The 13,146-nt window shown below is 34.6% G+C and carries 13 protein-coding genes; 2 read left to right on the top strand and 11 right to left on the bottom strand.

Features of this window, described 5'->3' with window-relative positions:
• Positions 1-22: 22 nt before the first annotated feature.
• From ABEG63_RS02640 to ABEG63_RS02590, 11 genes are all read right to left on the bottom strand, one after another.
• A complete protein-coding gene (locus ABEG63_RS02640) occupies positions 23-409 on the bottom strand; it encodes an START-like domain-containing protein (protein ID WP_267401836.1) in 387 nt (128 codons plus the stop codon).
• A gap of 188 nt (positions 410-597) precedes the next feature.
• Positions 598-1,773 (bottom strand): aspartate aminotransferase family protein, encoded by a 1,176-nt coding sequence (locus tag ABEG63_RS02635; RefSeq protein WP_346582756.1) that lies wholly within the window; start codon positions 1,771-1,773, stop codon positions 598-600.
• A 23-nt stretch (positions 1,774-1,796) separates the two neighbouring features.
• Positions 1,797-2,390, bottom strand: coding sequence for a hypothetical protein (locus ABEG63_RS02630; RefSeq protein ID WP_267401839.1), 594 nt, complete (start codon positions 2,388-2,390; stop codon positions 1,797-1,799).
• A gap of 2 nt (positions 2,391-2,392) precedes the next feature.
• The gene (locus tag ABEG63_RS02625; protein ID WP_346582834.1) at positions 2,393-4,138 is read right to left on the bottom strand and encodes an OstA-like protein; all 1,746 of its coding nucleotides are present in this window, start codon (positions 4,136-4,138) and stop codon (positions 2,393-2,395) included.
• Positions 4,139-4,145: 7 nt separating this feature from the next.
• The gene (locus ABEG63_RS02620; RefSeq protein WP_048511068.1) at positions 4,146-4,619 is read right to left on the bottom strand and encodes a transcriptional repressor; all 474 of its coding nucleotides are present in this window, start codon (positions 4,617-4,619) and stop codon (positions 4,146-4,148) included.
• A 68-nt stretch (positions 4,620-4,687) separates the two neighbouring features.
• The gene (locus ABEG63_RS02615; RefSeq protein WP_267401844.1) at positions 4,688-6,679 is read right to left on the bottom strand and encodes a KUP/HAK/KT family potassium transporter; all 1,992 of its coding nucleotides are present in this window, start codon (positions 6,677-6,679) and stop codon (positions 4,688-4,690) included.
• 123 nt (positions 6,680-6,802) lie between these two features.
• Positions 6,803-7,783 carry a pyruvate dehydrogenase complex E1 component subunit beta gene (locus ABEG63_RS02610; protein WP_267401845.1) on the bottom strand — a complete coding sequence of 327 codons (981 nt, stop codon included), beginning with the start codon at positions 7,781-7,783 and terminating at the stop codon, positions 6,803-6,805.
• A gap of 111 nt (positions 7,784-7,894) precedes the next feature.
• Positions 7,895-8,476, bottom strand: coding sequence for a hypothetical protein (locus ABEG63_RS02605; protein ID WP_346582753.1), 582 nt, complete (start codon positions 8,474-8,476; stop codon positions 7,895-7,897).
• 1 nt (position 8,477) lies between these two features.
• The gene (locus ABEG63_RS02600; protein ID WP_346582751.1) at positions 8,478-8,972 is read right to left on the bottom strand and encodes a sigma-70 family RNA polymerase sigma factor; all 495 of its coding nucleotides are present in this window, start codon (positions 8,970-8,972) and stop codon (positions 8,478-8,480) included.
• 101 nt (positions 8,973-9,073) lie between these two features.
• Positions 9,074-9,490 carry a DUF2147 domain-containing protein gene (locus ABEG63_RS02595; RefSeq protein WP_346582749.1) on the bottom strand — a complete coding sequence of 139 codons (417 nt, stop codon included), beginning with the start codon at positions 9,488-9,490 and terminating at the stop codon, positions 9,074-9,076.
• A gap of 159 nt (positions 9,491-9,649) precedes the next feature.
• Positions 9,650-11,278, bottom strand: coding sequence for a glycosyltransferase family 39 protein (locus ABEG63_RS02590; protein ID WP_346582745.1), 1,629 nt, complete (start codon positions 11,276-11,278; stop codon positions 9,650-9,652).
• A gap of 70 nt (positions 11,279-11,348) precedes the next feature.
• Between ABEG63_RS02590 and ABEG63_RS02585 the strand changes: the two genes are divergently transcribed.
• On the top strand, positions 11,349-12,302 hold the full coding sequence (locus ABEG63_RS02585) for a glycosyltransferase family 2 protein (protein ID WP_346582743.1): 954 nt from the start codon (positions 11,349-11,351) through the stop codon (positions 12,300-12,302).
• Positions 12,283-13,146, top strand: a complete 864-nt coding sequence (locus ABEG63_RS02580) for a lysylphosphatidylglycerol synthase transmembrane domain-containing protein (protein ID WP_346582741.1) — start codon at positions 12,283-12,285, stop codon at positions 13,144-13,146. Before ABEG63_RS02585 ends, ABEG63_RS02580 begins: the two co-directional genes overlap by 20 nt.

Below are 13,146 nucleotides of genomic sequence, written 5' to 3'. Positions count from 1 at the left end.
TCATTTTAGTACAGCATACGCATTATGCAGCACCTAATTTAATTCTAAGGTTTTCGATAAGGTTTTCCCAATACATTGCGTTTTCGTTCTCGTCTCCTTCTTCACAAAAATCTGTAATATTAAGGGCAAGATCTTCTGTAATGTCGTCTATTACGATCGTCATTTCAAAGAAATTTTTCGTTCCTTCGTCTTCTTCCCATCTGAAACGCACGAAACCTTCAGGCTTATACCTAATCAAAGTAGCCTTCTCCGCAGCGCTTCCGCCCCAGCTAAAAAAGAAGTCATCGCCTTTCTCTGTTACCTCATCCGCAAACCATTCAGACAATCCTTCTGCCGTTGCCAGATATTCATACAAAATCTCTGATAAACAGTGCATTGGAAACTCGTAATGGACTTTATGTTTCGCCATATAATCTTTGTTTTAATCGTCCCGCAATATATAAATTAATTTTTTTATTACACAAAAATGTATTTACTTTTTTATATAATCTTTATGATATTTATCAGAGATTTTTAAATAAGCGTTTAATATCGTTTTTAACAGATTAACTCTACTTTTTACCACAAAAAACTCTTCAGATTGAAGAGTTTCGTATATTAATTTTCGTTTAAAACGTCGATAATGATCTTACAGCCTTCACGAATTTCATCTAAAGAAAGCGTAAGTGGTGGAGAAATTCTCAGATATTCGTTTCGGTATAATTGCCAGAAAAGAATCAACCCTTTATCCATACATTTTTTAGCAACATCCAGCGTATATTCCGGGGAACCTAGATTTACAGCAAGCATTAAACCCATTCCGTTGATATTTTTAATTTTCGGATGAACCAACAATTCTCGGAATAATTTTTCTTTTTCTTCCACTTCATTCATCAAACCGCTTTCCAATACTTCTTTTAAAGTGGCGTAACTTGAAGCTGCAATCAAAGGATTTCCGCCGAAAGTGGTGATGTGACCTAATTTCGGAGAATGTGCCAACGTTCCCATAATCTCTTTTGAACTCATAAAAGCGCCCACAGGAACGCCGCCGCCCATACCTTTGCCCATCACGAGAATATCAGGAACGATTCCGAAATGTTGAAAAGAGAATAATTTTCCCGTTCTTCCGAATCCTGGTTGAATTTCATCCAAAATCAATAATGCACCGACTTCTTCACATCTCCTTTTTAGTTTAATTAAATAGTTCTTATCCGGAACTAAAAATCCGGCCGCTCCCTGAATGGTTTCAAGAATAACACAAGCAGTTTTCTCGGTAATTTTATCGAAATCATTTTCATTATTAAATTCAATAAAAGAAACCATCGGCAATAAAGGGCGGAATTCTCTTTTGTGCGTTTCGTTTCCCGAAACACTTAGAGCTCCATGCGTATTTCCGTGATAAGAATCTTTGAAAGAAACAATTTCTTCTCTTCCTGTATATCTTTTAGCAAGCTTTAAACTTCCGTCGATAGCTTCTGCTCCACTGTTTACCAAATAAGTAATTTCCAAAGGATCTGGCGTCGCTTCTGCCAGCAATTTACATAAAGCAACAGGTTTTTCCTGAGCATACTCGCCATACACCATCACATGAAGATATTTATCCGCCTGCTCTTTAATTGCATTTACAATTTTCGGATGAGAATGCCCCAATGTATTCGCGGAAACTCCGGCAACGAAATCCAAATACTTCTTTCCGTCTTTGCCATAAATATAGCTTCCCTCTGCTCTTTCAACCTCGAAGCCAGCTGCAAACTTTGTCGTTTGAGCCTGATATGTAAAAAAATCTTTTTGCATTTGAGAAATATTTTAAAAGAAACTTAAACTTCTTCTTTAGAACTTTTCTTTATCTTAATTTTAGATGTATTGTTATAATCAAAATCAGAAAGATCCTGTAGATCATTTTCCACTTTTAATTTCCAATTCTCTACTTTATGAGCATCAATGCCATAACCCGTTTCTTCATTCATTATGGCTTGAGTTTTCATATATTCAGCCGTTAGATTATTAAACATTTCTTCGGCATGATCAAAACCTTTCCAAAGTTTATTTTTATGAATAAGAAGCTCTTTACGCATTTTTCTAGCATACACTTCACAGAGGTCAAAATTTAACTGCTGATAATCTAGCAAAGCAGGAATATCTTGTGCATCTGGATTAAAAGATGATGCATTACTGGAAAACTTATTGATAATATTTTTATTAAAATTAGCATTAAAAACGCTAAAGCCTCTTAGATGATAAGAAAAGCTGATAGAAGATTTCACGTGTACATTAGGATCATGCGTTATCAACTTATAGTCTTCTTTTTGTAATTTTCTGTCTTTGCTCCACAGAAATTCATCCGGCTGTAAGAAGTTTTGCGAGAAAAATAACGCTGGAATCAATAAAAATAACATTAATATTTTCTTCATTATTATTTTCTTGTTCTTTTTGGTTTCTTAGCTTCTTCTTTTGCTCTTTCTTTCTCTACCGCTTCCTGAGCCTGATTATAAAGCTCATCATCAGCCTGATATTTTACTTCTTCATTATTTGGCGTGTCTACGAGAATATCCTGCCATTTTCGGATTCGGTCTTTGGTATTCCAGTTGAAGTCGGGGAATTTTCTTTTGGAAGGTTCAATCTTACTCATAGGATAAGTGTCGGATGTTGCCCCAATACTACAAGAAATAATCTGCATCAGTTTTTCCTCAAAAAAAGCACCGATGATACCGCATGAAGTAAGAGAAATACCGATCCTTTCGTTTTCCTTTGTTTTTTCATTAAAATCGTCGGCATAGGTAATGGCTTGAGCATTTCCGATAACTTTGATTTCTTTGATATCATTATCCTGATAATAGGCATTCATGAATTTCCCTTTTACCTGATTGAATTCATCTTTCAATGTGAGAGAATCTACTTTGCTGATCGCAAAAGCATTTCCGATAACTCTTACAGAATCTAAATCTTCGGTTTCTGTGTTGAAATACGCTTCTACTTTATCGCCTGTCACCTGCTTTTCTCCACTCCACAAAATAGGATCTCTGTACATGTGAAGAATACCATCTGTTTCATTAAAAGCCAATGAATCTGCCCTTCCCTGGGCATTTGATTTATAAAATCTACCTTTTCTGAAAGCTCTCATGAAGCTTTTTTTCTTTGTAGGATCAAGAGAGTCCGGTTTTTGATAAGAAATAATTTTCACAGCCGAAAAGTAAATAGAATCTTTTTCGAGGATCTTTACCGCGTAAGGACTTTTGGTCATCATGGAAGAATCCTGCTTTTCATAGATTTCTCCGTAGCCGCCCTTCATGTATCTTTTTTCTTTAGGATCATCCAGCTTTACATTCCCGGTTGCTTTTCCGAAACCCGATAACTGATTAAAATACATATCATCACCTGTCAGAATTTTATCATTGTAATGAATTCTCGAGTTTTTATTCAGGAAAGCTTCCTTTGTATTCATTTTGTATGTACCTCGTTCGGTATACACATAATTTTTAGGATTTTGCCTGTTGGTAATGGTTGTAGGACCAAAGAAATCGGCAACCTTTGTATTTTGATTCTGTTTGATATTATCTCCTTCAATAATATAATCTTTGTTGTCAATTTTAACTTTTCCAACAAAATCAATCATTTTTGTATCTAAAAAATACGTGGCAGATTTGGTATACATCACATTCTGTCCATCAGAAATTGTACCTCCTGTATTAAAATAAGCCTGATTGGCAAGCCTGTCATAATACAGAGTTTCTGTTTTTATGGTCTGTTTAGGATCAGTAAGCACTACATTTTTTCTGGCGACCCCTTTTTGAGTATTTCCATCATACTCCATTTCGGCAGCTGTGATTACAGAACCGTCTGCATTTTGAAGTTTTGTATTCCCGATTGCCCTTACAAAGTTTTCTTCTTCATACATTACTACTTCATCAGCGGTAAGGATAGAACCTTTATGCTCAATTTTTACATTTCCCGTCAGATAACGGTTTCCATCGTATTTATTGGCATCTTTTTTAATCTCATCAGCATTAAGAATCTTCACCCTATCGCCCGCTTTAATCTGTTGCGGAGTAGGATTTTTAACCGGATTTTGCAAATAAGGATCTCGTTGCGCAGGCTTTTTTTGATCTTGCGCAAAAGTAATCGTTGAAATAAAAAGTAAGAGAACTAAAAACAGCCTCATTGGTTGGTTAGTCATTCTTAGTGCCATAAAAATATAGCGAATGGGAATCAATTTTTACGCCAAAAGCGTCTTCAATTGCCTCTTTAATTCCCTGGATTCTTGGGTCGCAAAACTCGATAATCTCTTCAATCTCTTTATCAGAATCTTTTTTGTAGATCACCAAATGGTCATGCTGTTTATCAAAATAAGATTTCTCGTAAGAAGAAGAAGTTAATGTTTTTTCACCAAACTGATGCTTACGGATTAAACCTGCATCAAGGAAAATTTCAATAGTATTGTAAATTGTTGCTTTAGAAACGTGATATTTTTTCTGCATCATCAGAAGATAAAGATCATCCACATTAAAGTGGTGATCCATATTATAAATTTCTTCTAATATCGTATATCTTTCGGGTGTATTCCTGAAACCTTTTTCTAGTAAATAGTTTCTAAGCACATCCTTAATTAAAGCTATATTTTTTTCTTTTTGTAAAGTATCCATTAAAAAAATTATCTACAAATTTATTGAATTTTATTTAAATAAATGTTAGACTGGTTTGTTAAAGGATCTTAACTATTATGTCTTATAAATCCTGACTGTTCAATTTTATTATCATAAACAGTAAGCTCTGTAATCGGCGCAGACTCCACCACCACGTTGTGAATCGTGACTCCCCAAGACTTGAAATCGTCACTTCCTATGTACTTCACAAAGTTGTAAATATTCAACGTAATCTTCTGTTTAACAGTTAAAAGTATATCGTTGATATAGGTGTTATCTATGATGACATATTTAAGATCTGGCGGAATATTATGCGCCCTCAAAGAAGGGTGGCTGCTTCTTGAAGGAATCGTTCCGTCTGCCATTAAATCTTTTAAAACCATGTTAAAATAATCGTTGATTCTTCTGTCAACTTTAAATCCTAGCAAGAAATTGATTTTATAAACTGTTCCCGGCAAAATTTCATCCACAGTATATTTAAAAGTATACGGATCTTCCTGATTGACAATACTTAAAATAAAATAATGATCTGCTCTTTTCGGTTGTTTTTTAATGATAGAATAAATAATTTTCGATTCTACCTCATCATTTCTTTTTGCTCTGCTCAGATAGGCTAAATTGGTACAATATTTCGGAATTGTTTCATCCAGCTTCATATCTTTAATGATGGAAACATATTTATCGATCTTCACATATTGTGTAAAGTTAGATTTTATCAATCGACCGTTATACCAAGCATACATACAAACCGCGATGAATCCGCCAAGAACCATTGTTAGCCAACCGCCATCCATAAACTTGATGACATTCGCATAAAAGAATCCGGATTCTAAAGCGATATATACTAAAGCAAAACCAAGTAAGAAAATTTTATTCACTCTTGTTCGGCTCAACCAGAAAAGTAAAAGTACCGTAGTCATTAACATCGTAATCGTGATGGTAAGACCATACGCAGCTTCCATTTTTTCTGATTTTTGGAAGAAAATTACAACTACGAAACAGAATGCCATTAATCCCCAATTGATTCTAGGAATATACATCTGCCCTTTTACCCCTGAAGGATATTCGATGTGTTGATTTGGCCAGAAAGAAATTGACATCGCCTCTGAGAACATGGTAAATGAACCTGTAATTACCGCCTGACTTGCAATAATTGCTGCAGCCGTTGCTAAAATTACTCCCGGCAAAACTGCCCATTCTGGCATAATTCCGAAGAAAGGATTTACTCCCTGATGTACCAAATGATAATTATCTAATAACCAAGCGCCCTGACCTAAATAATTAAGAATCAACATTAATTTAACAAAAATCCAGCTGATTCTGATATTTTTTGCACCGCAGTGCCCTAAATCTGAATATAATGCTTCCGCTCCCGTTGTACAAAGGAAAACCGCTCCCATAATTACAATCGCACTCGAAGAATGCGTAATCAGGTTATAAGCATAAATTGGGTTGAAGGCTCTGAAAATCTCCACATGATCGAAAATATGCACAGATCCGAAAATTCCCAGCACCAAAAACCATGTTACCATGACCGGCCCGAAGAATTTACCAATAGAAGCCGTTCCAAACTGTTGAACAACGAAAACGATGAAAAGAATAAATAAGGTAATTAAAACCACCGGCGTTTCCGGATTGTAGATTTTTAATCCTTCAATCGCAGACATCACCGTAAGTGAAGGCGTAATAACGCTATCGGCAACCAGCGTGGAAGCACCAATAATGGCGACCACATAGAGCCATTTTTTCTTTAACTTTTTAACCAAAGAATAAAGAGCCAGGATTCCTCCTTCCCCTTTGTTATCTGCACGAAGCGCAATGATCACATATTTCAATGTGGTCTGAAGCGTCAATGTCCAGATGATACAAGACAAAGCACCTTCGATATACTCATCGAATGGCATTGCTGCTCCGTCTTTTCGGGCATTCACAATTGCCTTCATTACGTAAAGCGGCGACGTACCAATATCCCCGAATACAATCCCTAGGGACACGATAACTCCTACAAATGAAAGTTTCTTAAGGTCAAAATGATGACCGCCTTCTGTAACTTCTGCCATATCAGCAATTTTAAATTTAAACGCGCAAATTTATACTAAATTTATGACCTCAAGAATTTTTCTTCATGAATATAATAAATGAAAAAACTTCCTTTCGGAAGTTTTTCTCTATAATCTTTAAAATTATTTTACGTACATCGCTTTTTTGATTTCCTCTTTTACTTTTTCAAGTTTTGGGAACCACTCTGCGAATAAGGCAGCTGAATAAGGTGCCGGTGCATCTGGAGTCGTAATTCTCTTGATAGGAGCATCTAAATAATCAAATGCTTTTTGCTGCACCATATATGTAATTTCTGAAGAGATTGAACCAAATGGCCAAGCTTCTTCTAAAATAACCAATCTGTTTGTTTTCTTTACTGATGCTAAAATAGTATCAAAATCTAGCGGACGAATCGTTCTAAGGTCGATAACTTCTACAGAGATACCTTCTTTCTCCATATCTTCAGCAGCCTGAATAGCCAACTTCATGATTTTTCCGAAAGATACCAATGTAACGTCTTTACCTTCTTTTTTGATTTCAGCTTTTCCGATTGGCAAGTAGTACTCTTCCTCAGGAATTTCCATCTTATCGCCATACATCTGCTCAGATTCCATAAAGATTACAGGATCGTTATCCTGAATAGAGCTTTTCAATAATCCTTTCGCGTCGTAAGGGTTTGAAGGAACTACTACTTTAAGCCCAGGAACGTTTGCGAACCAGTTTTCGAAAGCCTGAGAGTGTGTTGCACCCAACTGACCTGCAGAAGCTGTAGGCCCTCTGAATACGATAGGACAGTTCCACTGGCCACCACTCATTTGGCGGATCTTTGCCGCGTTATTAATAATTTGATCAATCCCCACTAACGAGAAATTGAATGTCATATACTCTACAATTGGTCTGTTACCGTTCATCGCAGCTCCTACAGCAATCCCTGTAAAACCAAGCTCAGCGATAGGTGTATCGATTACTCTCTTTGGACCAAATTCATCCAGCATTCCTTTTGAAGCCTTATATGCACCATTGTATTCTGCAACTTCCTCCCCCATTAAAAAAATGGATTCGTCTTTACGCATTTCCTCGCTCATTGCCTGTGCAATTACCTCACGAAAAGTATATTCTGCCATATTTATTTGAAAAATTTAGACTACAAAAATAGTGTTTTTTTATTATACACATAACAAAAAAGGCATCGCATTGACTGAGATACCTGTATTAATTTTAATTTAAATGAGAATTTATTCTGCTTTGCTTAATTCTCTGTAATTTTTTTTAAGGTCTGAAAGTATTTTACCGTACGTTTTTTTGTAAATCCAATACAAAAAATAGATAACCGCTGCAAGTATAAAAGCAAAAACGATATAATTTACCATTGTAAGATTTACTGTATCCGAATGAGTACCATTCTGCCCATCTTTCCAACCACGTATAAAATCGGAAGTATTATGTTTAAAGTTAATTAAACTATCAAAAATAATCAGAGCAAAAGAGATTCCGGCATATCCGAAAACAGTTTTTCTTAGATTTAAAATATTTTTCATTAAAGCTAAAGAACTCTCGCCTGATCTTATTTTATTAAACCAATAAATGATCAATCCGAAAAATATTGTAAATAATCCTATTCTTATAAAAGGAAATTCACCGTCAATATATCCATACGCCGACCAAATAATAACTTCAACCACTCCAATAATCAATAAAGTTTTCGTTACTGAAACCGATTGCTTTTTTATCATCCCGAGAATATCCTGATCTGAATACTCTTTAAAATCTTCGGTATTTTTATTCCAGTCGTTTTTTAATAATTCAAGTTCTTCCATATTATTTTGTGTTGAGTTGTTGTTTTAAATTATTTTTTGCTCTGTTCATTTTCACGCGAGCGTTTCCTTCTGTAATTCCGAGGATTTCACCAATCTCACGATAAGATTTATCTTCGAGATACATCATAATCAAAGCTTTTTCAATATCCGACAATGTATAAATCGCCTGGTACATTCTTTTCAGTTTATGTTCATCATCTTCATAGGTTTCGTATTCTATCCTTAAAGAAGAAACATCAATTGCTGTAGTGAGATCATTCTTTTTTGCTTTTTTAAATAATGTAATCGCCGTATTCAAAGCCACACGGTACATCCATGTAGAAAATTTAGCATCACCTTTAAAACCCGGAAAAGATTTCCAAAGCTGAATCGTGATCTCCTGAAAAAGATCTTCATGATCTTCTTTATTATCTGTATAAATTCTGCATACCTTATGTACAATCCGCTGATTTTCTTTCAGAAAAGCGATAAAGGTTTTTTCCAAATTTGAGTTCATATTGTATAAGTGTGTAGATTTTTTTTTCGTTACAGATTTTTCAAAACAAAAACGGCATCTCTTCCGAAATGCCGTCTGTAAAATTCTATTTTTAAACTTATTTAGTTCGCTTTTTCCCAAGTCTGGCTTCTGCCCATCAAAGAAATTCCTACATAACCTCTTACGTTCAGTTTGTCGCCATTTCTTGTAATCGTACACTTGTAAGTTTTACCTGATTTAGGATCTGTAATAGTTCCTCCGGTAAATTCGTCACCATCTTTTTTCAAACCTCTGATGATTTCCATGCCCAAAATTGGTTTTCCTTTTCTGTCGTCTTTACATTCCGTACAGTTAGGATTTGACGGTTTTATCAACAATTGAGAAATTTTCCCAAAATACTGATCTCCTTTTTTATAAATCTCTACAATAGATTTAGCCTGTTTCGTTTCATCATCTATTGTTTTCCATTTCCCTTCAATTTGAGCAAAAGACATTACTCCAAATAATGAAAGCATAAATGTTAATAATAATTTTCTCATATTCTTATAGTTTTAATTCAAATAAAATATTTCTGTTGTCTATTCTCCGCTAAAAATATAAATTAATTTTAAACAAACAAAAACTTTTATTATCCTGAGCATATATAACAATAGACGTACCACTTTTTTAATTCAAACACTTGCTAAACAGCGAAAGCTTTAATCTAATATTTGAATCAAATAAATCTTATCAAACTGCTCAGGACGCGTTTTAGGATTTAGAAATTTCAAGGAAAGTCTTGTAATTCTGTAATCATTTTCCTGCAAAATTATTTTATACTTTCTGCTTACTGATTGTAACGCGTCTTTATAAATCACGAAATAATCTCCCTTTTTTAACTTGTCAACATCCGTTCGTGGTGTATTTCTTTTGGTATAAAAATCAAAAGCCCATGACTCTGAACCTGTAGTTGCAAAAATTCTGTCTTTTGCAATCCTTTCATTATTTACACTTTGTGCCAATCGATAACTTCCCTGATATTGCGTAAGAACGGGATAAAATTGGGTATTCAGAAAAATATTAACTCCAATGGCAAAAACCAAAGACATAAAAACATATTTCTTAAACAGATTTTCTTTCTTGAAAATGATCATCATTAAATAAATGAAAATCAAAACCGCTACAATATACATTATTATATGATCAACACCAGTGAAGAAATACGTCAGCAAACCAACTCCTAATAAAGTTCCGAAGACCACCACTAATTGAATGATATATAAAACTTTAATCTTCTTCAACTGATTTCTTTTAAAAATATCAAATAAATAAGAAGCAGTAAAAACAGCGAGCACCGCTATCAAACCATTTAAATAATGTGGAAGCTTAAATTTCGAAGCTGAAAAAAGCAACATCACCAACCAAAATCCACCTAAGGTTAAAAATTCTACTCCTTCTGTTTTTCTGAATCTATTTTTAATGAAAAAAGCAGATTTTTCGAAAACACCAACATAAAAAGCCAAAGAAAATGGTAAAAAAGCCCATAATAAAGTATGGAAAAAGAAAGAGTAATCTGGACTCGTTTCTTCAAAGCCTGAAGCCGTTAGTCTGTTCACACTTTGATTGAATAAAATAAACCGAATTCCTTCTTCGCCAAACTGATGGTGATAAGCGTATAAAACAGGAATAATTCCTACAAAAAAGCTTAACGCGGCAATAATTATTTTAAAATTAAAGAACTTTTTCCATTCTCTTGAATATAATAAATAAGCAAAAACACAAAATCCGATGATTACAATTGCCATTAACCCCTTGGATGAAAAAGCAATCGCGGTTCCCAATCCAGCCAGAATTACATTCAGAATATTTTGAGTTTTAATGAATTTTATAAACTGCCACAAAGAAAAGATGATAAATCCTGTTAAAACAGCATCCGTTCTTACATCATGCGCTGAAAGGATAATCGTTTGCGCTGACAGAAAAATAAGCGAAGCCACACTTCCCATATTTTTGTTTTCATATAACTGTTCCGTGAGTTTTTTGGTTGAAAAAGCTCCTAAAGCTAAGCACAACAATGCCGGAATTCTGTACGCAATATGATTGATCCCAAACATTTTCATGGAAATGGCCGCCAGCCAAAAATGCATATGCGGTTTATCCAGATAAGGCGAATCTCCTTTCATAATGTTCAAAAAATCGTTCTCCAAAGCCATTCGCATCGCCATTGATGCATGTTGTGCAGAATCGTTCTCCATTAAAGGAATAAACAAACCCGATATATAAACTATTGAAAAACCGATATATAGAAATAAAATTTGACCTGGTGACAGCAGTTGATTTTGATTCATCTGAAAGATAGTTTTTTAGTATTTTTGCAAAAGCATTTCTATGCAAATTTAATAAATCAATATAAACTGAATGGATCATAATAAATTTTACTCTCTGGTAATCCCCATGTATAATGAAGAAGGTAATGCCGGACTACTTATCGATCGCATCCGTGAGGCCATGAATGGCTATAATTATGAATTGATTCTTATTGATGATAATTCAAAAGACGGCACTGTGAAAGAAATTAATGATAAAAATGATCCTAGTGTAGTTTTGATCCAGCTGAAAAAAAATTACGGACAAAGCTCCGCAATGATGGCGGGTTTTGATTATGCAACGGGCGATTATGTAATCACGTTGGACGGAGATTTACAGAATGACCCAAGCGATATTCCTGCAATGGTTGATCTTCTGGAAAGCGGAGATTACGATTTGATCGTCGGCAAACGCCAGAAGAGAAAAGATTCTTCTATCAGAACGATTCCTTCAAAAATTGCTAATTTCATTATTAAAAGATCAACAAAACTTAATATTTCAGATCAGGGTTGTGCTTTGAAAGTTTTCACTCAGGAAACGGCTAAAGATCTGAATTTATATGGTGAAAACCACCGTTTTATCAGTTTAATGGCACATCTTAACGGTGCCAGAATTGCTGAAATGCCGGTAAAACACCACGCAAGACAGTTTGGCGTTTCAAAATACGGAATGAACAGAACGTTCAAGGTAATCAACGATCTACTTCTGGTTTTGTTTAATCAAAAATACCTTTCAAAACCTATTTATCTTTTCGGAAACATCGGTTTGATAGCTTTTGTTTTAGGAATGTTAATCAACGCTTATCTTTTGGTGGTAAAATTAATGGGGCACGACATCGGCGGAAGACCTTTATTAATATTAGGTGTATTGTTGGCCTTCATCGGAATCCAGTTTTTCACCACCGGAATTATTATTGATATGTTGATGAAAACCTATTATGAATCTCAGAGCAAACGACCTTTCAATATCAGAAAAATAACAAATTTTGGAGAAATCAAAGCTTAAAAAACTTCTGATCAATGCGGTAAAAATTCTGGTCAGCGTTGCCTTATTGTATTTCGTTTTCAAAAAAATACCGTTTCGAGACGTTGCCCAACTTTGGTCGACTTTACATGTCGGGTACGTTATTTTGGCAGCAATTTTCTTTTTAGCATCACAGGTTTTATCCACCAAAAGACTTGAATTTTATTTCAATTCTAATGATTTCAACTTGAGCTTCAGAAGTAATTTGGAACTTTATTTTTTAGGAATGTTCTATAATTTTTTCATTCCCGGCGGAATTGGCGGCGATGCTTACAAAGTGTATATTCTGAATAAAAAATTCGGATGGGGCGCAAAAAAAATCACGTCTGCTCTTTTTAACGATCGATTGAGTGGCCTTTTAGCAATCTGTGTCCTGATTTTAGTTTCAGCAGCATTTTTGTTTGAAATACAATGGCTGGGGCTTATTATCGTTTTGCTGTTGGCAGGAATTGCATTTACCTATTTCCTAACCAAAAAATTATTTTCCACCTATACCGGAATTTTCTTTAAAACCTTTTCAATATCAATCATTATTCAGCTTTTACAGGTAATTTGCTTTATTTTGATCATGAAAGGCTTAGGAATGAATGATAATTTCACGATCTATACCGTTACCTTTTTAGGAAGCTCTGTATTGAGTCTCATCTCTTTTGCAGGAATCGGAGTACGAGAAATGCTGTTTCTTCAGGCTTCAAAATATTTTGATTTTAATGCTTCAATTTCGGTTTCAGCATCTTTACTTTTTACGGTAATTACCGCATTTTTTTCTTTTTTTGGAATCTTATTCCAATTGAGAAAGCTAAATTTAAAACTTACAGAAAAATAA

The organism is Chryseobacterium sp. C39-AII1, assembly GCF_039672645.1.
Classification (GTDB): Bacteria; Bacteroidota; Bacteroidia; order Flavobacteriales; family Weeksellaceae; genus Chryseobacterium.
This window is presented reverse-complemented; position numbering and strand designations above follow the sequence as displayed.